Below are 20,476 nucleotides of genomic sequence, written 5' to 3'. Positions count from 1 at the left end.
GAGTTTCCCCCATGGCCGTTACCAACACGGGCGTGTTTGCCCAAGGCTTCGCGCATGACGCTTGCGTCCTGACCGCGGCAAAGACATTCTACGCCGATGGCGCCGGTGCCGTTCTGCTGTCCACCGCCGGGGCGAACGGCTCGGAATACCCGCACATCGCCATGATCCCGCGGGCGACCATCACGGCGACCCAGGGGCAGCTCTACGGCTTCGACGGGACCAACTATTTCCTGCTGGCGACCTGCCTCATCCCGGCTACCACCGTCAACCAGACGACCGCCATTTCGGCCACGCTGGTGCAGCACGTCGATGGCACGCAGATCACTGAAGCCAATCCGCTGCGTCTCCAGGCCGGCTGGAAGCTCTATGCCGCCATTGGCGTCGCCCTGGCCGGCGGTGTCGTCTGCAACGCCCAGCGCAAGGACTACTGACCATGGCGATGTTCCAGCCGTTGAGTGTCGCGCTGGGCGCCAGTACCAGCGCAGCCGCGATCCGGGCCGCGACGGCACAGCCATTCAGCAACCGGGTTGCGTATGGTGTGGGGGGCGACGCCGGACTTACCGGGACCGGAACCTATCTCTTCACCGTCCCGGCCGGCATTACCCTGCTTAAGGCGCGGTTTTGGGGTGCCTCTGGCGGCAGCGGCAGCAATGGCGGCCCTGGCGGCTTCATGGAGGTGGACATCCCCGTCACCCCCGGCGAGGTGCTGACGCTGGTGATCCCGACGGCGGGTAGCAACTCCGCTGCGGGCAGTCCCGGCGGGGGAGCGCCCGGATATCTCGGCGATGGCGGCGGTGGTTATGCGGTGATCCGGCGAGGATCGACCGATCTGGCGATTGCTGCCGGCGGCGGCGGTATAGGGGATGTCGGCCTTGGCGGTGCCGGTGGTCCGGCGACCGGTGGGGATGGCGTGGCTGCTGGCACCCTTGGCGGCAGTTACGGCGGCCTTGGTGGCACGCAATCGGCTGGCGGTGCCAATGGCAACAGCGGCGGCACGACATCCGGGCAGTATCAGGGCGCCAACTACTATCAGGGCGGTGCCGGCGGCGGCGGATACTACGGTGGCGGCTCCGGGGCGCTGCAAAGTGGCGTTGGGCGCGGCGGCGGCGGCGGCGGCTCCAACTGGTACAATTCGGCCCTGGTCTCGCTTGTCAGCAACCTTCGCGGCGACGCCGCCGCCGTGACCGCCAATGTCGACTATGCGGGTACTGCCGGCCGGGCTGGCAATGCCGGCCGCATCGTGCTGCGCTACTGAGGTGACCCCAAATGGACACTTACTGCAAAGTTGACCTCTCGACGCGGCAGATCGTCGACAGAGGCAACGTGCCCGTTGAGCTTATTGGGCTGTCGGCCGAGGTGCTAGCCGATCCCGCATCTCACCTCGATCCGTGCCCTCCCCAACATGTCGGCTTCGGATATTGGCCCATACTGTACGAAGTGCCGCGCTATGAACCGGCAACGCAATGCTTGTCGGATGAAAGGGACGAGACGCCCGACCCGACGACGAAGGCCATCATCGTCCGGCCAAAGGTTGTGGACCTGACGCCGGCTGAAATCGCGGCGCGCGCGGCGGCGGCCGGGGCAGCCATCAAGCAGCAGGTCGCCGACGCGGTGCAGCGCCATCTCGACGCAGCGGTTGCTGGACGCAACTATTCCTCAGCCGCCGCCGCGGTGTCCTATGTCGGCGATCCAAACCCGCTGTGGGATGCCGAGGCGCGGGCCGTGCTGGCGTGGCGCTCTGCAGTCTGGACGGCGTGCTTCGCCGCGCTGGACGCCGTGCTGGCAGGCGACCGCGCGCCCCTTACCCCGGAAGAGATGGTCGCCGAACTGCCGCCTCTGGTCTGGCCCGAGTAGCCCGCGACAACACTCCAACCCTGACCCTGACCCGGCCGCCGCGAGCGGCCTTTTTCATGCGTGGAGGGCATCTTGAATCTTCGGGCTTTAACCCTCGCCGGCTCCGCACTGGTGACCTATGGCGCGGCGTGGGCGGCCACCGACCCACCGCCCATCGATCAGTTGGCCGGTCAACTCGACCGTGCGCTTGACCTGCTGGAACGTGGCGGACCGGCCGTGGTCGGCCTGGAACTGGTGCTGGGCATCGCCTTCCTCGCCGGGCTGGCCGCGGTCGTGCTCGTCCTGACGACCGTCGTGCAGGCCCTGCCGCGGGCCGCCCGGCCGCTTGCCGATGCCTACGCCACGATGCGCGGAGGCGCGACCCGGCGGGAAGAGAAGCTGCGGACTGAGAATGTGGCGCTCGCCCGCGAGTTGGATGCCATCAGGACGCAGCTCGTCGGGCTCGAGCATCGCGACGAAGAGAAGTCCCGAATCATTATCGCCCTGGTCGACCAGCTGGCGGCGCTGGGGGTCGACGTCGCCGCCCTCCGTGCCATGGCTCCCCGTGCTGTGGCTGACATCGAGGTCGACCATGCCTCCGCCGCCTGACGCCGCGCAGCAACTCGCCGCCCGCGTCCTGGCTGAGTGTGGCGGGGATGAACCCCTCGCCCGTCTCACGCTTGCCCGCCTCGCCCTTGCCGCCAACGGCGGCATGTCCGCCGGCTTCCTCCGGCTTGGCCCTCCGCCCCGTCAATGAGAAGGAATTCGACCATGACCAACCCTGTGTCACCCGCCACCATCGCCTTGGTGAAGCACTTCGAAGGACTGCGCCTGACTGCCTACCTCTGCCCGGCCGGGGTGCCGACCATCGGCTACGGTCATACCGCGGGCGTGAAGATGGGTCAGACCATCACTTCCGCCCAGGCTGACGCTTTCCTGTCGGCCGATCTGGCTGTTGCTGCCGCCCAGGTCGACCGGCTGGTCAGAGTGCCGGTAAACGACGATCAACGCGGCGCGCTTTCCTCCTTCGTCTTCAACCTGGGGGCCGGCAACCTGCAAAGCTCCACTCTGCTGAAGCTGCTGAACGCCCGCGATTACGACGGAGCGTCCATCCAGTTCGAGCGGTGGGTCTATGCCAAGGTCAAAGGCGTGTCGACTCGGCTGCCCGGTCTCGTCGCCCGCCGCGCTGCCGAAGCCGCCCTGTTCTCCGGCCAGACGGCCCAGGCACAGGGCAGCATCTGCACCTGCGACGGCAACGGCTGACCGGCTCCGCCACTCTCTCAATCTGACGCGCTTTTCCCGTGCCGCCGGCATCCCGCCGCGCGGCCTTTTTCATGCCCAAGGAGGGGCAAAATCCCATGAAGACCATCAACGTGCAGCGCCTGAAGGAACCGAGCACCTATGCCGGCCTCGCCAGCATCCTGGGTGGTGTGAGCCTGATCGTGTCGTCCCCCTGGGTGTCGGCGGCGGCCAGCGTCGCCGATGCAGCGGCCCAGGGGGCGGCCTCCGGTCAGGGGTGGCTGGGCATCGGCCTGTCCGTGCTGGGCGCGGTGGCCTCGCTGGCGAAAGACCCGTCCAGCCCGCGGTAAGGGGTTGGCGTGGCGAGGCTTGAGCGTCGCCACGCCTCTTCCCTCGCCCTGTCGGGCGAATTTCGAAATCCAATCGGAATGGATACGCTAAACAATTGATATTGCGTTATTAAATTCTAGTAACCCATGTTGTCGAACCACTGGTCGAAATCATGGCCGCAGGCACAGTGCAGGGCATAGACGATCATCGCGGAGCCTCGGAAAACGGAATCCCGGCCGTCCTTCTAGCCGCGTCGCCCGGCGCCTCGCCAGGATCTGCATCAATCGCCGGGTCAGCGCGACCCGGTGACGCCCACCCGGGCGCACATCGACAGCAGCGGGCAGGTGGAGCAGCGCGGCCGCTCGCCGGTGCATATCCATTTGCCGAAGGGCACCAGCCGCTCGTTGATCTCGACCCAATAGTGCCGGGGCAGCACCGCCAGCAGCGCCGTCATCGTCCGTTCCGGTGTGCGGGCGGCGACATAGCCCCAGCGGTTGGCGATGCGGTGGACATGGACATCGACCGCCAGGGCCGGGATGCCGAAGCCGACCGCCAGCGTCAGTGCCGCGATCTTCGGCCCCACCCCATGGAAGCGCATCAGCGCATCGGGGGTGTCGGGCACCTCGCCGCCATGCTCCTCGACGATCCGGCGGGAGAGGTCGCGGATGTCGCGGGCCTTCGGCTCGGGGAAGGTTGCGCCGTGCAGCAGGTCGGCCAGCCGGTCCTCCGGCAGGGCCGCCATCGCCGCCGGGGTGTCGGCGACGGCGAACAGCCGCTCGGAGACCGCCAGCGTCGTCTCGTCCCGCGTGCGGGCTGAGATCAGGCTCGCCACCAGCTGCTCGAAGGGAGAGGCGTGGCCGCGGTCGCGCAGTTCGAACATCGCCGCCTTGGGAAAGGGAGCGACCGCGACCCGCAGGCGGCGGAAGGCCTCGTCGATGTCGAAGGCCGGTGATGTCGCGGATTGCAGGCTCACGGGGCGGAATCTCCGGGACCGGGCTGCCGAGGCGCCTCGCCTCACGCCATCCCGTCCGATAACCGGCATATCCCGGTGATCGTTCCGTCAGAGTGCCCTGATCTGCATCCTGATCGGCCCGTCCGCCCGGCCATGGACGAACTGGTCGACATAGGCGTTGCCCGAATTGTCGATGTCGCGGGCGTGGCCGGTCCAGATGATGCGGCCCTGGTAGATCATGGCGATGCGGTCGGCGATCTTGCGGGCCGAGGCCATGTCGTGGGTGATGGTGACCGCGGTGGCGCCGAGATCCTTCACGCACTGCACGATCAGTTCATTGATGACATCGGCCATGATCGGGTCGAGGCCGGTCGTCGGCTCGTCGAAGAAGATGATCTCCGGCTCGTCGGCGATGGCGCGGGCGAGGCCGACGCGCTTCTGCATGCCGCCCGACAGCTCAGAGGGCGACAGCTCCGCCACGTCGGGGGTGAGGCCGACGGCGCCCAGCTTGGCGATGGCGATCTCCTTGGCCTTGGCGCGCGGCATATGCTCGCCCTGGATCAGGCCGAAGGCGACATTCTCCCACACTGGCAGGCTGTCGAACAGGGCGGCGCCCTGGAACAGCATGCCGAACTTGTGCAGCAGCTTCTCGCGGTCGCGCGAGCGCAGCCGCGTCGTCTCCTGCCCATCGACCTTGATCGAGCCGGAATCCGGCGTCAGCAGGCCGAGGATGCTCTTCAGCATCACCGACTTGCCGGTGCCCGACCCGCCGATGACGACCAGCGACTCGCCCTTGCCGACCTCCAGGTCGATGCCGTTCAGCACCTTCTTCGGGCCGAAATGCTTGGTGACGCCCTGGAGCGCGATCTTCGGGGGAGTGGTGGGCGGGACGGTCATGGCGGTGGCGCTCACTTGGTCGAGAAGAAGAGGCCGGTGATCAGGTAGTTCCACACCAGGATCATGATGGAGGCCGAGACCACCGCATTGGTGGTGGCAGCGCCGACGCCCTGGGCGCCGCCCTTGGAGTGGTAGCCGTGGTAGCAGCCCATCAGCGCGATCAGGAAGCCGAAGATCGCCGCCTTGACCAGGCCGGAGATGACGTCGATCGGTTCGAGGAATTCCCAGGTGCGGTTGATGTAGCTGGCGGCGTTGAAGTCCAGCCGGTAGACGCCGACCAGGAAGCCGCCGAACACGCCGATGATGTCGGCGACCACCACCAGCAGCGGCACCATGGTCAGGCCGGCGATCAGCCGCGGTGCCACCAGATACTTGTAGGGGTTGGTCGACAGGGTCGACAGAGCGTCGATCTGCTCGGTCACCCGCATGGTGCCGATCTCCGCCGCCATGGCGGCGCCGATGCGCCCGGCGACCATCAGGCCGGCCAGCACCGGCCCCAGCTCGCGCGTGATCGACAGCACGACGACGGTGGCGATGGCGCCCTCCGCCTGGAAGCGGGAGAAGCCGCTGTAGCTCTGCAGCGCCAGCACCATGCCGGTGAACAGCGCCGTCAGCCCGACCACCGGCAGCGAATAATAGCCGATGTCGATCATCTGCCGCAGGATCTGCCGCGGGTAGAGCGGCGGGCGCACGCAGTGCGACAGGGCGGATCCGGTGAACAGGGCGAGGCGTCCGGTCGCTTCCAGGAAGATCAGGAAGGCCCGGCCGGTGGCGGCGAGGAAAACCATCAGTCGGCCCGCATCCTAGTTGGTGTCTCGTTTGGGCGATGCGGTCATAGCACCGATGCGGCCCGCGGTCATCCTTGGACTTCGCAATGGAGGGGCGTGGCCTTGCCGCGGCCGGGGTTCACCCGCCCAGATAGACCCGGTGGTAGCGCCGGCCGAGCGAGGTCAGGATCTCGTAGCCGATGGTGCCGCCCTCCGCCGCCACCCGGTCGACCGGGCGGCTGGGGCCGATCAGCTCGACCATGCGGCCGGCATGGGCAACCTGCTCCGGCAGGCCGCTGACGTCGATGGTGATCAGGTCCATCGAGATGCGGCCGACGATGGGGGCGGCGACACCATCGACGAAGACTTGCCCCTTGCCGCCCAGCGCGCGCAGGTAGCCGTCGGCATAGCCGACGCCGATGGTGGCGATCCGGGCCGGGCCGGTGACGGCATGGGCGGCGCCGTAGCCGACCGTCATCGCCGGGGTGCAGTTGCGCACCTGCAGCAGCCTTGCGTCCAGCCGCACCGTGCCGCGCATCGGGTTGGGCAGGTGCGGCGTCGGGTTGACGCCGTACAGCGCGCAGCCCGGCCGGGCGAGGTCGAAATGATGGTCCGGCCCGTGGAAGATGCCCGACGAGTTGGCGAAGCTTGCCTTGGCCTTCGGCAGGCGGGCGAGCGCGGAGCGGAAGCGGTCGAGCTGCGCCCCGGTCATCGGATTGTCGAACTCGTCGGCGCAGGCCAGATGCGTCATCCAATAGCGCACGTCGATGCCGGCCAGCCGGGCCGGCTCGGCGGCCAGCGCGTCCAGCTCGTCGGGGCCGAGGCCGAGGCGGTTCATGCCGGTGTCGATGTGGATCACCGCCGGCAGCGCCCCGCCGCGCAACGCGGCGAAGGCGCCCCAGGCGGCGATCTCGCCCAGATGGTTCAGCACCGGCAGGATGCGGTTGGCGATGAAGTCGCCCTCGCAGCCGGCCGGCAGCCCGCCGAGCGAGAAGACCTGCGCGTCCGGCGCCACCGGCTCCAGCGCACGGCGGACCGCCAGCGCCTCCTCGAACTGCGCGACGACGAAGGTCCGGCAGCCGGCCGCGGCAAGCGCCGGGACGACGCGGGCGACGCCGAGGCCGTAGGCGTCGGCCTTGACCACGGCCGAGCATTCGGCCGGCGCCACGCGGTCGCGCAGCTGGGTCCAGTTTGCGACCACCGCGGCGAGATCCACGGTGAGGAAGGCCCCGGCGCGGGCGGCCGGATCGGACGGGACAGGCTGGGGGACAGGCTCTGGGGCAGGCACTTTACTCGTCACCCTGATGGTGTTGGTCGAGGTCGCCGAACTTGGTGAACTGGCCGTCGAAGTAGAGACGGACGGTGCCGATCGGACCATGGCGCTGCTTGGCGATGATCACCTCGGCGGTGTTGTGTACTTCGCCGAGCCGTTGCTGCCAGCGCTGGTAGCGGTCGTTGAACTTGTCGTCGCTCTCGTCGGGCCGGCGCGAGGGCTCGGCGCGCTCAAGATAATACTGTTCGCGGAAAACGAACATGACGACGTCGGCGTCCTGCTCGATCGAGCCCGATTCGCGAAGGTCGGCCAGTTGGGGCCGCTTGTCCTCGCGCAGTTCCACGGCGCGGCTCAGCTGCGACAGTGCCACCACCGGCACGTCCAGCTCCTTGGCGATCGCCTTCAGGCCGCGGGTGATCTCCGAGATTTCCTGCACCCGGTTCTCCGCCCCGCGCGACGACGAGCCGCGCAGCAGCTGGAGATAGTCGACCACCACCATGCTGAGGCCCGAGGTCCGCTTCAGCCGGCGGCAGCGGGTGCGCACCGCGGAGACCGACAGGGCCGGGGTGTCGTCGACATAGAAGGGGCAGCGGGCCAGATCCTGGCTGGCCTGGACGAATTTCGGGAAGTCGGTGTCGCGGATCTCGCCGCGGCGGATCTTGTCGCCGGGCACCTGCACCTCGTCGGCGAGGATACGGGTGGCGAGCTGTTCCGCCGACATTTCCAGCGAGAAGAAGCCGACCACGCCGCCCTCCTGGCCGGAGGACCGCATGTGCGCCTTGGCGGCGTTGAAGGCGATGTTGGTGGCGAGCGCCGTCTTGCCCATCGACGGGCGTCCGGCGAGGATGACGAGGTCCGACGGATGCAGGCCGCCGAGCTTGCGGTCGATGTCGATCAGGCCGGTGGTGACGCCGGTGACGTGGCTGGAGCGGCGGAAGGCCGCCTCCGCCGTCGTGATGGCGTGCTTCACCGACTCGCCGAACGCCACGAAGCCGCCCTGGACGTCGCCGGTCGAGGCGAGGTCGAACAGCTGCTTCTCCGCCTCGCCGATCTGGTCGAGCGCGGTGATGTCGAGGTCGTGGCGGTACGCCTCGTTCACCATGTCGGTGCCGACCTCGATCAGCTGCCGGCGGATGAACAGGTCGTGGATGGTCTTGCCGTAATCCCCGGCATTGACCACGGTGACGACGTTGGCCGCCAAATCCGCCAGATAGGCGCTGCCGCCCTCGACCGCCAGTTCGGGATCATTGTCGAACAGCGACTTCAGCGTGACCGGATTGGCGATCTGGCCGCGGTCGACCATCTTGGTGATGGCGGCGAAGATGCGCTGGTGGGCCGGGTCGTAGAAATGCTCGGCCCGCAGGAACTCGCCGACCTTCTCATAGGCCTTGTTGTTGACCAGGATCGCGCCCAGCAGCGCCTGCTCCGCCTCCTCGTTGTTGGGAGGGGTGCGGTACTCGGCCGTCGGCTTGACCGCGGATGACGGGCGGGGATCGAACAGCGATGAGGTCTGGTTGCTCATGGGGGACACAATAGCAGAAACAGAACGGGAACGCTCGGTGAAGGGCGGGTGACCCTCCACAAAAGCTGTGCACAGAAGTTATCCACAGGATGGGAAGTTTGGGGATAACCGCGGCCGGAGCCTTTGGGGGCGCCGGTCCTGGAGCCCGGCCCTACATCTTCCCGGGCTGCGCCGGGTGGGCCGCGTCGGGCATGCTGCCCAGCGCCGCGAACACGCCGTCGACATGGTCGGCGACGCGGTAGAGGGCGGAGCGGTCGATTCGGGCGAAGCCCTGGGCCACCATGTGGTCGATCAGTCCCAGCAGCGGGCGCCAATAGCCGTCGACGTCGGCGATGACGATCGGCTTGTCATGCAGCTGAAGCTGCTTCCAGGTCAGGATCTCGAACGCCTCGTCCAGCGTGCCGAGCCCGCCCGGCAGGATGACGAAGGCGTCGGAGCGCTCCACCATCATGCGCTTGCGGGTGTGCATGCTGTCGACGACATGCAGCTCGGTCAGGCCGGTGTGCTCGATCTCCGCCGACTGGATGTGTTCGGGGATGATGCCGACCACCTCGCCGCCGGCCGCCAGCGCCGCGTCGGCGGCGATGCCCATCAGCCCGACCCGGCCGCCGCCATACACCATGCGGATGCCGCGCCGTGCCAGCCCGTCGCCCAGCGCATGGGCGGCTTCCTTGTGGACATCGGCGACGCGGGCGGAAGCGCCGCAATAGACGCAGACGGACGACAGGCTCTTCATCGCGGGTCAACCTTTCTCGCCACCGGTCCCGAACGGGGCGGCAGCCGCAAAAAATCCGGTGAATGCCATGGAATATCGGACGCGGCCGCGCGTCAACTGCGGCACAGGCACCGTTAAGACCATGGCATCATCGGGAGGGACCACATGAACAACCGCGTCGTCAATGTCCTTGCGGCGGCATCCGTCGCCGGTCTGATGTTCGGGCTGTTCGGCATGTCGGCAGGCAGCGCCGGCGCCGCCGATCCGGCCGAACAGGTGAAGGACCGGCAGCAGACGATGAAGAAGATGGGCGGCGGCATGGGCGCCGTCGCCAAGTTCGTCAAGAATGAGGGCGCCACCGCCGAGGATGCGGCGAAGGGGGCGGCGGCCGTGCTGGCGGTGTCGAAGATGGACCTGAAGGCGATCTTCCCCGAAGGAACCGCCGTCGGCGTGACCGACAGCGCCGCCAAGCCGGAGCTGTGGAAGAACTGGGCCGAGGCGCAGCGCTATTGGAGCGCGGTGCAGCCGGCCGCCGAGAAGCTCGACGCCGCGATCAAGGGCGGCGACCGCGCGCAGATCGCCCAGGCGCTGGGCGCCACCTCCAAGACCTGCGGAAGCTGCCACGAGGACTTCCGCGTCAAGAAGAACTGACCGATGCGGCCCGTCCCGATCAGGGTCCTGGTCCGCGCCGTGCTGCCGCTGCTCGCCTTTGCGGGCGGCGGCTTCGCGGGTGGCAGCGGTGCGCGGGCGGCCGACGCCGGTCCTCCGGGCGACGCGGCGGGCCGGGGCGCCTATCTCTTCGATGCGGCGGGCTGCCTCGGCTGCCACACCAACGACAAGGAAGGCGGCGAGCCGCTGGCCGGCGGGCGGGCGCTGGCGACGCCCTTCGGCACCTTCTATACCCCCAACATCACGCCGGACCCGGTCAGCGGGATCGGCCGCTGGAGCGATGCCGACTTCATCCGCGCCTTCCGCGAGGGGGTGCGGCCGGATGGCGCCGCCCTGTTCCCGGCCTTTCCCTATGCCAGCTACACGCGGATGACCGACCGCGACCTCTTGGACCTGAAGGCCTATCTGTTCAGCCGGCCGGCGGTCGCGGCGCCCAACCGGCCGCACGACCTGACGCCGCCCTTCTCCTGGCGCTTCCTGGTGCCGGCCTGGCAATGGCTGTACCTGACCCCCGGCCCGGTGCCGGACGACCCGGCCCGGCCGCCGGCCTGGAACCGCGGGCGCTATCTGGTCGACGCGCTCGGCCATTGCGGGGAATGCCACACCCCGCGCTCGCTGCTGGGCGGGATGGAGGCCGGCCGTTATCTGGCCGGCAACCCCGACGGTCCGGACGGCGACAAGGTGCCGGGCATCACGGCGGCCGAGGGCAAGGGGATCGGCGGCTGGTCGGACGGCGACCTGACGCTGCTGCTGGAAACCGGCCTGACCCCGGAGGGCGACGTCGTCGGCGGCGCCATGGGCGAGGTGGTGCGCAACAGCACCTCGAAACTGACGGCGGAGGACCGCACCGCGATCGCCGCCTACCTGAAGACGGTGCCGGCGAAGGAGTGAGCCCTTCGGACTGGTGATCGGAAGGGGCAATCCGTCACGTCCGGCGGAGGAAAAGTCTCCAACGGCACCATTCTTTTGCGCTCTGTCCTTCTGCTATAGTCAGGCATCCCGCCAGCGTGGCGGGCCGCCGGATGGGTGCTCAGGTGAAACGAAACGCGTTGTTCGCAGCTTTGGGCGTGGCTCTGATCGGTGGGGCCGCGGCGGTCGCCCTGTGGCCGGCGGGCCGGCCTGCGGGTGATCCGGCAGGGCAGGGGGCAGGGAAGGGGATGGCCGGGGACATGCCGCTGCTGCCCAAGCCGGCGGCGATCGCTCCCGCAGTCCCCGCATCCCCGGTCGCTGCCCTGGTCCCGCCCCCCGCACCGCCCCCCGCACCGGCCCCTGCGTCTTCCGCCTCCGCCGCCAAGCCGGCGGCAGCCGCTCCGGCGGCGCCCGCCGGCCCCAGCTTCGACGTGGTGCGGGTGGCGCCGGACGGCGCGACGGTGATGGCCGGGCGTGCGGCGCCCGGCGCGGAGGTGACGGTCACCGACGGCGGCAAGCCGGTCGCCACCGCCAAGGCTGACCAGCGCGGCGAATGGGTGATGCTGCCCGACACGCCGCTGGCGCCCGGTGCCCGCGAATTGACCCTGACCGAAACCCGCCCCGGCGCCGACGCGCCGGTCCCCGCCGACAAGGTGGTCGTGGTGATGGTACCGGAACCGGCCGCGGCCAAGCCGGCCCGGACGGCGTCCACCACCACCTCAGCCGTGTCGGAAACCGCGGCCATGGCGGTGGCGGTCCCGCGTGCCGGTCTGGTTGGGGCACCTCCGGCCATGGGCGGCAGCTCGGTCCTGCAGGCGCCGCCGGTGCCGGCCGACGGGGCGCCCCCGCCGCCGGGCGGCGTGTCGGTGGAGACGATGGACTACGACCCCGCCGGCCGCGTCGCGCTGGGCGGACGGGCGGCGCCCAACAGCGCGGTGCAGCTCTATCTCGACAACATCCTGGTCGGCAGCGCCCACACCGACCCCAAGGGCAACTGGCGCCTGACCCCGGAAAAGCTGATCGATCCCGGCATCTACACCCTGCGGGCGGATCAGGTGACCCAGGCCGGCAAGGTGGTCGCCCGCGCCGAGCTGCCGGTCCAGGTCTCCGCCATGCCCGCCGGCCTGACCGACGGGCACAGCGTCGTCGTCCAGCCCGGCAACAGCCTGTGGCGGCTGGCGCGCCGCACCTATGGCGACGGCATGCTCTACACCACCATCTACACCGCCAACCGCGAGCAGATCCGCGACCCCGACCTGATCTATCCCGGCCAGATCTTCGCGTTGCCGCAGGTGAACTGAGGCGCCGCCGGGCCGCCGCCGGGGCGCCCCGCCCGTCAGCCTCCGAACACGGTGTTCAACTGGGCGCCGACGCGGACGAAGGTGGTGCGTTTCGGCACCTCCTTCAGCCGGGTGGCGCCGATATAGGTCATCATGCTGCGCACGCCGCCCATGATCTCCTGCATGGTGCCCTCCACCGGGCCGCGATAGGGCACCTCTACCGTCTTGCCTTCCGCCGCGCGGTAGGAGGCGACGCCGCCTGAATATTTGTGCATCGCCGTGCCCGACGACATGCCGTAGAAAACCATGGCGACCGGCACCGGCCCGCCGTCGCTCTCCTCGTAGCGGATGTCGCCCTCGCATTCGTCGTGGCCGGCCAGCATGCCGCCGAGCATGACGAAATCGGCCCCGGCGCCATAGGCCTTGGAGATGTCGCCCGGCACGGCGCAACCGCCGTCGCCGCAGACCTGCCCCTTCAGCCCATGGGCGGCGTCGGCGCATTCGATGATGGCCGACAGCTGGGGATAGCCGACCCCGGTCATCTTGCGGGTGGTGCAGACCGACCCCGGCCCGATGCCGACCTTGACGATGTCGGCGCCTGCCAGCAGCAGCGCCTCGGTCATGTCGCCGGTGACGACGTTGCCGGCCATGATGACGAGGTCCGGATTCTCCAGGCGCAGGCGGGTGATGACCTCGACGAAGCGCTCGGTATAGCCGTTGGCGACGTCCAGGCAGATCTTCCCCACCGGCGCCTTGGCCTTCACCGCCTGGAACTTGTCGTAGTCGGCGTCGGTGGTGCCCATCGAATAGAAGACGTTGGACAGGACGGCCGATTCGTCCTCCGCCCGGAAGAAGGCGATCAGTTCGTCCGCCTTGTAATGCTTGTGCAGGGCGGTCATCGCGCCGAAGCGGGACAGCGCGCGGGCCATGCCCATGCTGCCGGTGACGTCCATGTTGGCGGCGATCAGCGGGAAGCCGGTCCAGTCGCGCTTGGTGTGCAGGAAGGTGAAGGTCCGGTTGACGTCCACGTCGTTGCGGCTTTGCAGCGTGCTGCGCTTGGGCCGGATCAGCACATCCTTGAAGTCGAGCTTGAGGTCGCTTTCGATGATCACCGCACACCTGCTCCGGTCTGTTCGGCGGGCCGACCGTTGAACCCTGGCCCGACGTTACAGAGTGGAGGCGGTGCCGCCGTTCGGCAAGCGCGATCGGGACGCTGCGGGGGCGGCGGCGTTTGAAGCTGTTTCGCCGAATCGGGAAGAGCGGCGCCGGAACTTCCTTACTCCTTCGCCTACTCTTCCGCCTCCTCGCCCTCGCTTGCCGCCGTCTCGCTGCCGTCGGCGACATGGACCTGGCAGTCGGCGTTGTTCAGCACCTCCAGCAGTTCCGGCGGCGGCAGCCGGTCGGTGAACAGGGCGTCGAGCACCCCGACATCGGCCATGCGGATCATGGCGTTGCGGCCGAACTTGGTGTGGTCGGTGACCAGGAAGACCCGGCGCGAGCTGTCGATGATGGCGCGGGCGACGCGCACCTCCTGCTCGTCGTAATCCAGCAGGTCGCCTTCGGAATCGATGCCGCTGATGCCGATGATGCCGATGTCGACCTTGTAGCGGCGGATGAACTCCACCGTCGCCTCGCCGATGATGCCGCCGTCGCGCTCGCGCACCTGCCCGCCGGCGATCGACAGGGCGAAGCCGGTGCTCTTGTGCAGGATGGTGGCGACGTTCAGATTGTTGGTCAGCACCCGCAGCCGCTTGTGGCCGAGCAGCGCCCGCGCCACCGCCTCCGTCGTCGTGCCGATGTTGAGGAACAGCGAGGCGTCCTCCGGCACATGGCGGGCGGCCATCTCGGCGATGCGGCGCTTCTCGTCGGCCATCAGGGTCTGGCGGGTGGAATAGGCGATGTTCTCCACGCTCGACGGCACGGTGACGCCGCCGCGGAACCGCCGGACCGCCGACTGGCCGGCGAGATACTCGATGTCGCGGCGGATGGTCTGCGGCGTGACGTCGAAATGCTCGGCCAGCCACTGGATCTGAACCATGCCCTTGGCGTGGACCAGGGCCACGATCTCCTGCTGGCGGTGGTCGGCGTCCAGGCGCGCGTCCATGGCGGGGGTCTCCGGTGGAAGGGGCGTCAGTCAATCAGATGCGCGCAAGCGGTCAAAGCGAAAACCGGGGCGAAGCAGGAACCGGGAATGGCGCCGTGTTCGGGGTGCCGTCTTCGTCGCCGGCAGATACCGTATAGTCAATATTGTTTGTTGGACAAGCGTATTCGTTAGCGAAAGCATGTGTGCCGGCCGCGAACGACCATGCCGTCCATCACTCGCATTCCCCATAGCCAAAGCCCCCGAACCGGCGTAGCCTGGAAACACCGTCCGCTGAACAAACATTTTCCTTTTCAGGCGGAAACGAACATCGTATGTTCCAAAACGAAAGCGGCCGGGTTCGCAAGGAACCGGCGCGGTACGGAGAGGAACTCATGGCAAACGCAAGCCCGGCAGGAACGGACGCCCGGACGGGTGCGGACGGTCCGATGCTGGCCGACCTCCTGGTCGTCGGCGGCGGCGTGAACGGCGCCGGGATCGCCCGCGATGCGGTTGGCCGCGGCATGTCGGTGGTGCTGTGCGAACAAGGCGACCTTGCGGGTGCCACCTCGTCGGCCAGCACCAAGCTGATCCATGGCGGCCTGCGCTATCTCGAATATTACGAATTCCGGCTGGTGCGCGAGGCGCTGCAGGAACGCGAGGTCCTGTTGCGGGCCGCTCCGCACATCATCTGGCCGATGCGCTTCGTCCTGCCGCACGACAGCAGCATGCGCCCGGCCTGGATGGTGCGCATCGGGCTGTTCCTTTACGATCATCTTGGAAAACGCAAGCTGCTGCCGGGGTCGCACGGCGTCGACCTGACCAGCTCCCCGGCCGGCCGGCCGCTGTCGGGCGGCTTCACCAGGGCCTTCGAATATTCCGACTGCTGGGTCGAGGACAGCCGGCTGGTCGTGCTGAACGCGATGGATGCGAAGGAGCGCGGGGCGGAAATCCTGACCCGCACCCGCTGCGAGAGCGCCGTGCGCCGCGACGGGCTGTGGGAGGCGACGCTGGTCGACTGCGAAAGCGGGGCGCGGCGAACCGTGCTCGCCCGCGCGCTGGTGAACGCCGCCGGCCCCTGGGTGCGCGAAATGATCGCCAAGCGGACCGGCGTGACCGTCGACAAGTCGGTCCGGCTGGTGAAGGGCAGCCACATCGTCGTGCCGCGGATGTTCGACGGCGACCATGCCTACATCTTCCAGAACGACGACCGCCGCATCGTCTTCGCCATCCCCTACGAGCGCGATTTCACCCTGATCGGCACCACCGACCTCGATTATGCCGGCGACCCCGGCGCGGTGGCGATCAGCGGCGAGGAGATCGCCTATCTGTGCCGGGCGGTGTCGCGCTATTTCGCCAAGCCGGTGCGCGAGAGCGACGTGGTGTGGACCTACAGCGGCGTCCGCCCGCTGTTCGACGACGCCAGCGGCAACGCGTCGGCCGTCACCCGCGACTATGTGCTGGAGATGGACGAGCCGGCCGGCGAGGCGCCGATGCTGTCGATCTTCGGCGGCAAGATCACCACCTTCCGCCGGCTGGCCGAGGAGGCGACCGAGAAGCTGGGTCGGGCATTGGGCAAGGGTGGCGCCACCTGGACCGCCGACTCTCCGCTGCCCGGCGGCGACATCGCGGATGCGGACTTCGCCGCCTTCCTGGCGCGGTTGAAGCGCGGCCGGCCCTGGCTTCCCGATGCGCTGGCGCTGCGGCTGGCGCGGGCCTACGGCACGCGGGTCGAGCGGCTGCTCGGCGACGCCCGCGGACTGGACGGGCTCGGCACCGATTTCGGCGGCGGCGTGTACGAGGCCGAACTCGATTATGCGGCGCGGGAGGAATTCGCCATGACCGGCGACGATTTCCTGTGGCGGCGCTCCAAGCTGGGGCTGCACCTGGATGCGACCGTCCGGGACGCAATCGCCGACTGGTTCGACCGGCGGCGCGATGGAACGACCAACCGGGGGGCGACCAACCAGGGGGCCGGGGACGATCCCGCGGGCCTGAAGTTGGAAAAGGGCCGGTCGATGGGAGGACTGCGGTGACACTCACATTGGAAGGCGTGGCCAAGCGCGTCGGCGCGGACCAGCATCTCCACCCGCTGTCGCTGGAGTTGCAACCCGGCAGCTTCAACGTCCTGCTCGGCCGCACCCTGGCCGGCAAGACGACGCTGATGCGGCTGATGGCCGGGCTCGACGCGCCCACTGCCGGCCGCGTGCTGGAGAACGGCACGGACGTCACCGGCAAGTCGGTGCGCCACCGCGACGTTGCGATGGTCTACCAGCAGTTCATCAACTACCCGGCGATGACGGTGTACGAGAACATCGCCTCGCCGCTGCGCCGCCAGGGCAAGGACCGGGCGGAGATCGACGCCAAGGTGCGCCGCACCGCCGCGATGCTGCGGATCGAGCCCTACCTGCAACGGCTGCCGGCCGAGCTGTCGGGCGGCCAGCAGCAGCGCTGCGCCATCGCCCGTGCCCTGGTGAAGGGTGCCGGCCTGCTGCTGCTCGACGAACCGCTGGTCAACCTGGACTACAAGCTGCGCGAGGAACTGCGCGCCGAACTGCGCGAGATCTTCGCCGACGGCCGCACCACCGTCGTCTATGCCACCACCGAACCGCAGGAGGCGCTGGTCCTCGGCGGCGCCGTCACGGTGCTGCATGAGGGGCGGATGCTGCAGAGCGGCCCGACCGGCGAGGTGTTCCACGCCCCGGCCTCGCTGGAATGCGCCGAGGTGTTCAGCGATCCGCCGATGAATGTGGTGGACGCCATCCTGACCAACGACCGGGTGGCGCTGACCGACGGCACCAGCCTGCCGCTGTCGGCCCACGACCGCAACCTGCCGGCCGGTCCCTGCCGCGTCGGCATCCGCGCCAACCACCTGACGGTGCTGCGGCGGAGCGAGCGGCTGGTGCCGATCAAGGGCCGGGTCGCGCTGTCGGAGATCAGCGGGTCGGAGACCTTCATCCATCTGCGCCACGGCGGCACCACCCTGATCGCGCGCGAGGAGGGGGTGCACAGCCACCCGATCGGCAGCGAGATCCAGGTCTATGCCGATCCAGACCGCATCTTCGTCTTCTCCACCGCGGGCAAGCTGGTGGCGGCACCCAACTGGCGGCGCAGCGCGCTGCGCAACATCGCGTGAGGGGGCGGGAGCAATGGCGACCATCCAATTCGACAATCTCGGCCATTCCTACCACCCGCACCCGTCCAGGCCGGAGGATTACGCGCTGCGCCGCCTGTCGCAGGAGTGGGAGGACGGCAAGGCCTATGCGCTGCTGGGGCCGTCGGGCTGCGGCAAGTCCACGCTGCTGAACATCATCTCCGGCCTGCTGGTTCCCAGCGAGGGGCGGGTGCTGTTCGACGGGCTCGACGTCACCCGCTGCACGCCGGAAGAGCGCAACATCGCCCAGGTGTTCCAGTTTCCGGTCATCTACGACACCATGACGGTGTATGAGAATCTCGCCTTCCCGCTGCGCAACCGCAAGGTTCCGGCGGCGGACGTCGACCGCCGCGTCCGGCAGGTGGCCGAGGCGCTGGATCTGACCGCCGATCTGAAGAAGCGGGCCCAGCGGCTGACGCCGGACGCCAAGCAGAAGATCTCGATGGGGCGCGGGCTGGTGCGCTCGGATGTTGCGGCGATCCTGTTCGACGAGCCGCTGACCGTCATCGACCCGCACACCAAATGGATCCTGCGCCGCAAGCTGCGCCAGATCCACGAGGAATACCGCCTGACCATGATCTATGTGACCCACGACCAGGTGGAGGCGCTGACCTTCGCCGACAAGGTCGCGGTGATGTATGAGGGCGCCATGGTCCAGCTCGGCACCCCGCAGGAGCTGTTCGAGAATCCGCTGCACACCTTCGTCGGCTACTTCATCGGCAGTCCCGGCATCAACCTGATGCCCTGCACGCTGGGCGGCGACCATGCGCTGGTCGAGGGCATCGCCATCCCGCTGGGCACCGGGGCCATGGCGGCGGCAGGGGGCATGGTGGGGGGCAGGTTCGAGCTGGGCATCCGGCCGGAATTCCTGGAGCTGACCCGCAGCGGCAGCGCCGGGGCCATCCCGGTGCAGGTGACCGGCGTCGACGATCTCGGCACCTCCCGGCTAGCCACCCTGCGGATGGGCAGCCAGACGCTGAAGATCCGGCTGAACGAGGAGCAGGAAATCCCGGCGCTCGACGCTGCCGTCCGCTTCCCCGGCCGCTGGACCAAGCTCTACCGCGACAGCCATCTGGTCAATTGAGGAACCATCGCCATGGATAAGGTCCAGGACAACCGGGCTTGGTTCCTGATCATCCCGGTCTTCGTCATCGTCGCCTTCAGCGCCGTGGTGCCGCTGATGACGGTGGTCAATTATTCGGTGCAGGAGATCTTCGGCCCCGGCCAGACCTTCTTCGTCGGCACCGAATGGTTCGAGAATGTGCTGGCCGACGAGCGGCTGCATGACGCGCTGGTCCGCCAGATCATCTATTCGCTGGCGGTACTGCTGATCGAGATTCCGCTGGGCATCCTGATCGCACTCGGCATGCCGGGCGGGCGCAGCGCAAAGACCTCGCTGACGCTGGTGCTGCTGGCGCTGCCGCTGCTGATCCCGTTCAACGTCGTCGGCACCATCTGGCAGATCTTCGGGCGCGGCGACATCGGCCTCCTGGGCGCCACCTTCCGCGCCCTTGGCATCGACTACAACTACACCAGCAACTCGGCCCATGCCTGGCTGACCGTGCTGGTGATGGATGTCTGGCACTGGACCAGCCTGGTCGCGCTGCTGTGCTATGCCGGGCTGCAATCGATCCCGCCGGCCTTCTATCAGGCGGCCAAGATCGACGGCGCGTCGAAATGGGCGGTGTTCCGCTTCATCCAGCTGCCGAAGATGCGTGGCGTCCTGATCATCGCGGTGCTGCTGCGCTTCATGGATAGCTTCATGATCTACACCGAGCCCTTCGTGCTGACCGGCGGCGGCCCGGGCAACTCAACCACCTTCCTCAGCCAGTATCTGACGCAGATGGCGGTGGGGCAGTTCGACATCGGCAAGGCCGCGGCCTTCTCGATCGTCTATTTCCTGATCGTTCTGCTGTTCAGCTTCGTCTTCTACACCATCATCACCCGCACCGGCGAAGGAGAGAGAAAATGAGCAAGGCCGCGGTTCTCGCTCCCGGTTCGCTGGCGGCGCCGGCCAACATCCGCCGCTCCTCGGCGCGGGTGTCGGGCAGGACGGTGGTCCTGGTCTGCTACATCGTCTTCCTCATGCTGCCCATCTACTGGATGGTCAACATGTCCTTCAAGACGAACGAGGAAATCCTGTCGGGGCTGACGCTGTACCCGCATACGCCGACGCTGCGGAACTACATCGTCATCTTCACCGATCCCAGCTGGTACAGCGGCTACATCAACTCGATCTATTATGTGACGCTGAACACCATCATCTCGCTGTCGGCGGCGCTGCCGGCGGCCTATGCCTTCTCGCGCTACCGCTTCATCGGCGACAAGCATGTGTTCTTCTGGCTGCTGACCAACAAGATGGCGCCGCCGGCCGTGTTCCTGCTGCCCTTCTTCCAGCTCTACCAGACGGTCGGGCTGTTCGACACCCACATCGCGGTGGCGCTGGCCCACTGCCTGTTCAACGTGCCGCTGGCGGTCTGGATCCTGGAAGGCTTCATGTCGGGCGTGCCGCGCGAGATCGACGAGATGGCCTACATCGACGGCTACAGCTTCCCGCGCTTCTTCACCACCGTCTTCATGCCGATGATCCGCGCCGGCATCGGCGTCACCGCCTTCTTCTGCTTCATGTTCAGCTGGGTCGAGCTGCTGCTGGCCCGCACGCTGACCTCCGTCGACGCCAAGCCGATCGCCGCCACCATGACCCGCACCGTCAGCGCGTCGGGCATGGATTGGGGCCTGCTGGCCGCCGCCGGGGTGCTGACCATCCTGCCGGGCGCGCTCGTGATCTGGTTCGTCCGCAACTACATCGCCAAGGGTTTCGCGCTCGGTCGCGTCTGACCGGCCGCGTTTGAGGAG

General features: G+C 68.3%; 22 protein-coding genes. 14 read left to right on the top strand and 8 right to left on the bottom strand.

The features are described 5' to 3' along the window. Positions 1-11: 11 nt before the first annotated feature. From AL072_RS29800 to AL072_RS29775, 6 genes are all read left to right on the top strand, one after another. Complete coding sequence (locus AL072_RS29800) at positions 12-431, top strand: hypothetical protein (protein ID WP_045585095.1); 420 nt, start codon at positions 12-14, stop codon at positions 429-431. Positions 432-433: 2 nt separating this feature from the next. Next, the gene (locus AL072_RS29795; RefSeq protein WP_052710351.1) at positions 434-1,255 is read left to right on the top strand and encodes a glycine-rich protein; all 822 of its coding nucleotides are present in this window, start codon (positions 434-436) and stop codon (positions 1,253-1,255) included. Between the two features lie 11 nt (positions 1,256-1,266). Beyond that, the gene (locus tag AL072_RS35405; RefSeq protein WP_200909987.1) at positions 1,267-1,854 is read left to right on the top strand and encodes a hypothetical protein; all 588 of its coding nucleotides are present in this window, start codon (positions 1,267-1,269) and stop codon (positions 1,852-1,854) included. 72 nt (positions 1,855-1,926) lie between these two features. Then, positions 1,927-2,442: a hypothetical protein gene (locus AL072_RS29785; protein WP_144428415.1), complete on the top strand. Its 516-nt coding sequence runs from the start codon at positions 1,927-1,929 to the stop codon at positions 2,440-2,442. Between the two features lie 162 nt (positions 2,443-2,604). Then, positions 2,605-3,096 carry a lysozyme gene (locus tag AL072_RS29780; protein WP_045585093.1) on the top strand — a complete coding sequence of 164 codons (492 nt, stop codon included), beginning with the start codon at positions 2,605-2,607 and terminating at the stop codon, positions 3,094-3,096. Between the two features lie 95 nt (positions 3,097-3,191). Beyond that, positions 3,192-3,422: a hypothetical protein gene (locus AL072_RS29775; protein WP_045585092.1), complete on the top strand. Its 231-nt coding sequence runs from the start codon at positions 3,192-3,194 to the stop codon at positions 3,420-3,422. 272 nt (positions 3,423-3,694) lie between these two features. Here AL072_RS29775 and AL072_RS29770 read toward each other — a convergent pair whose 3' ends face one another. The 6 genes from AL072_RS29770 to AL072_RS29745 all read right to left on the bottom strand — a co-directional run bounded on the left by AL072_RS29770 (position 3,695) and on the right by AL072_RS29745 (position 9,549). Then, on the bottom strand, positions 3,695-4,375 hold the full coding sequence (locus AL072_RS29770; RefSeq protein WP_045585091.1) for an endonuclease III domain-containing protein: 681 nt from the start codon (positions 4,373-4,375) through the stop codon (positions 3,695-3,697). Positions 4,376-4,462: 87 nt separating this feature from the next. Continuing rightward, on the bottom strand, positions 4,463-5,251 hold the full coding sequence (locus tag AL072_RS29765; RefSeq protein WP_045585306.1) for an ABC transporter ATP-binding protein: 789 nt from the start codon (positions 5,249-5,251) through the stop codon (positions 4,463-4,465). An 11-nt stretch (positions 5,252-5,262) separates the two neighbouring features. Further along, complete coding sequence (locus AL072_RS29760) at positions 5,263-6,039, bottom strand: MlaE family ABC transporter permease (protein WP_045585090.1); 777 nt, start codon at positions 6,037-6,039, stop codon at positions 5,263-5,265. Between the two features lie 118 nt (positions 6,040-6,157). Continuing rightward, positions 6,158-7,306, bottom strand: coding sequence for an alanine racemase (gene alr, locus AL072_RS29755; protein ID WP_045585089.1), 1,149 nt, complete (start codon positions 7,304-7,306; stop codon positions 6,158-6,160). A 1-nt stretch (position 7,307) separates the two neighbouring features. Then, positions 7,308-8,813 (bottom strand): replicative DNA helicase, encoded by a 1,506-nt coding sequence (locus AL072_RS29750; RefSeq protein ID WP_052710349.1) that lies wholly within the window; start codon positions 8,811-8,813, stop codon positions 7,308-7,310. Between the two features lie 151 nt (positions 8,814-8,964). Next, positions 8,965-9,549 carry an LOG family protein gene (locus AL072_RS29745; protein ID WP_045585088.1) on the bottom strand — a complete coding sequence of 195 codons (585 nt, stop codon included), beginning with the start codon at positions 9,547-9,549 and terminating at the stop codon, positions 8,965-8,967. 144 nt (positions 9,550-9,693) lie between these two features. Between AL072_RS29745 and AL072_RS29740 the strand changes: the two genes are divergently transcribed. The 3 genes from AL072_RS29740 (at position 9,694) to AL072_RS29730 (ending at position 12,407) form a co-directional block, all read left to right on the top strand. Then, positions 9,694-10,179 (top strand): c-type cytochrome, encoded by a 486-nt coding sequence (locus AL072_RS29740; RefSeq protein WP_045585087.1) that lies wholly within the window; start codon positions 9,694-9,696, stop codon positions 10,177-10,179. A gap of 3 nt (positions 10,180-10,182) precedes the next feature. Beyond that, positions 10,183-11,088, top strand: coding sequence for a cytochrome c (locus AL072_RS29735; protein ID WP_052710348.1), 906 nt, complete (start codon positions 10,183-10,185; stop codon positions 11,086-11,088). 131 nt (positions 11,089-11,219) lie between these two features. Next, positions 11,220-12,407, top strand: a complete 1,188-nt coding sequence (locus AL072_RS29730; protein WP_425388625.1) for a LysM peptidoglycan-binding domain-containing protein — start codon at positions 11,220-11,222, stop codon at positions 12,405-12,407. A gap of 35 nt (positions 12,408-12,442) precedes the next feature. On the opposite strand, the gene AL072_RS29725 is transcribed toward AL072_RS29730, so the two are convergent. Together AL072_RS29725 and AL072_RS29720 are read right to left on the bottom strand one after the other, a co-directional pair. Continuing rightward, a complete protein-coding gene (locus tag AL072_RS29725) occupies positions 12,443-13,498 on the bottom strand; it encodes a GMP reductase (RefSeq protein WP_045585086.1) in 1,056 nt (351 codons plus the stop codon). 176 nt (positions 13,499-13,674) lie between these two features. Continuing rightward, complete coding sequence (locus AL072_RS29720) at positions 13,675-14,490, bottom strand: DeoR family transcriptional regulator (protein WP_045585085.1); 816 nt, start codon at positions 14,488-14,490, stop codon at positions 13,675-13,677. A gap of 371 nt (positions 14,491-14,861) precedes the next feature. Between AL072_RS29720 and glpD the strand changes: the two genes are divergently transcribed. From glpD to AL072_RS29695, 5 genes are read left to right on the top strand one after another with little or no spacing between them, the layout of a single operon-like run. Continuing rightward, a complete protein-coding gene (gene glpD, locus AL072_RS29715; protein WP_052710373.1) occupies positions 14,862-16,502 on the top strand; it encodes a glycerol-3-phosphate dehydrogenase in 1,641 nt (546 codons plus the stop codon). Next, positions 16,499-17,602 (top strand): ABC transporter ATP-binding protein, encoded by a 1,104-nt coding sequence (locus AL072_RS29710; RefSeq protein WP_045585083.1) that lies wholly within the window; start codon positions 16,499-16,501, stop codon positions 17,600-17,602. Before glpD ends, AL072_RS29710 begins: the two co-directional genes overlap by 4 nt. A 13-nt stretch (positions 17,603-17,615) precedes the next feature. Further along, complete coding sequence (locus AL072_RS29705; RefSeq protein WP_045585082.1) at positions 17,616-18,704, top strand: ABC transporter ATP-binding protein; 1,089 nt, start codon at positions 17,616-17,618, stop codon at positions 18,702-18,704. Positions 18,705-18,716: 12 nt separating this feature from the next. Beyond that, positions 18,717-19,592: a carbohydrate ABC transporter permease gene (locus AL072_RS29700; RefSeq protein ID WP_045585081.1), complete on the top strand. Its 876-nt coding sequence runs from the start codon at positions 18,717-18,719 to the stop codon at positions 19,590-19,592. Further along, positions 19,589-20,458, top strand: a complete 870-nt coding sequence (locus AL072_RS29695; RefSeq protein WP_200909986.1) for a carbohydrate ABC transporter permease — start codon at positions 19,589-19,591, stop codon at positions 20,456-20,458. Before AL072_RS29700 ends, AL072_RS29695 begins: the two co-directional genes overlap by 4 nt. Positions 20,459-20,476: the final 18 nt, after the last annotated feature.

This window comes from Azospirillum thiophilum, from assembly GCF_001305595.1.
GTDB lineage: Bacteria > Pseudomonadota > Alphaproteobacteria > Azospirillales > Azospirillaceae > Azospirillum > Azospirillum thiophilum.
The sequence above is the reverse complement of the archived record's forward strand: the minus strand, read 5'-3'. Positions and strand labels throughout refer to the sequence as shown.

What these genes read in the sequence shown, in the direction of transcription:
- AL072_RS29705 (WP_045585082.1), top strand. Translation starts at nt 17,616, where the DNA reads ATGGCGACCATCCAATTCGACAATCTCGGCCATTCCTACCACCCGCAC.
- glpD (WP_052710373.1), top strand. Translation starts at nt 14,862, where the DNA reads ATGGCAAACGCAAGCCCGGCAGGAACGGACGCCCGGACGGGTGCGGAC.
- AL072_RS29695 (WP_200909986.1), top strand. Translation starts at nt 19,589, where the DNA reads ATGAGCAAGGCCGCGGTTCTCGCTCCCGGTTCGCTGGCGGCGCCGGCC.
- AL072_RS29780 (WP_045585093.1), top strand. Translation starts at nt 2,605, where the DNA reads ATGACCAACCCTGTGTCACCCGCCACCATCGCCTTGGTGAAGCACTTC.
- AL072_RS29720 (WP_045585085.1), bottom strand. Translation starts at nt 14,490, where the DNA reads ATGGACGCGCGCCTGGACGCCGACCACCGCCAGCAGGAGATCGTGGCC.
- AL072_RS35405 (WP_200909987.1), top strand. Translation starts at nt 1,267, where the DNA reads ATGGACACTTACTGCAAAGTTGACCTCTCGACGCGGCAGATCGTCGAC.
- AL072_RS29745 (WP_045585088.1), bottom strand. Translation starts at nt 9,549, where the DNA reads ATGAAGAGCCTGTCGTCCGTCTGCGTCTATTGCGGCGCTTCCGCCCGC.
- AL072_RS29700 (WP_045585081.1), top strand. Translation starts at nt 18,717, where the DNA reads ATGGATAAGGTCCAGGACAACCGGGCTTGGTTCCTGATCATCCCGGTC.
- AL072_RS29730 (WP_425388625.1), top strand. Translation starts at nt 11,220, where the DNA reads ATGGGTGCTCAGGTGAAACGAAACGCGTTGTTCGCAGCTTTGGGCGTG.
- AL072_RS29760 (WP_045585090.1), bottom strand. Translation starts at nt 6,039, where the DNA reads ATGGTTTTCCTCGCCGCCACCGGCCGGGCCTTCCTGATCTTCCTGGAA.
- AL072_RS29765 (WP_045585306.1), bottom strand. Translation starts at nt 5,251, where the DNA reads ATGACCGTCCCGCCCACCACTCCCCCGAAGATCGCGCTCCAGGGCGTC.
- AL072_RS29740 (WP_045585087.1), top strand. Translation starts at nt 9,694, where the DNA reads ATGAACAACCGCGTCGTCAATGTCCTTGCGGCGGCATCCGTCGCCGGT.
- AL072_RS29775 (WP_045585092.1), top strand. Translation starts at nt 3,192, where the DNA reads ATGAAGACCATCAACGTGCAGCGCCTGAAGGAACCGAGCACCTATGCC.
- AL072_RS29800 (WP_045585095.1), top strand. Translation starts at nt 12, where the DNA reads ATGGCCGTTACCAACACGGGCGTGTTTGCCCAAGGCTTCGCGCATGAC.
- AL072_RS29750 (WP_052710349.1), bottom strand. Translation starts at nt 8,813, where the DNA reads ATGAGCAACCAGACCTCATCGCTGTTCGATCCCCGCCCGTCATCCGCG.
- AL072_RS29795 (WP_052710351.1), top strand. Translation starts at nt 434, where the DNA reads ATGGCGATGTTCCAGCCGTTGAGTGTCGCGCTGGGCGCCAGTACCAGC.
- AL072_RS29735 (WP_052710348.1), top strand. Translation starts at nt 10,183, where the DNA reads ATGCGGCCCGTCCCGATCAGGGTCCTGGTCCGCGCCGTGCTGCCGCTG.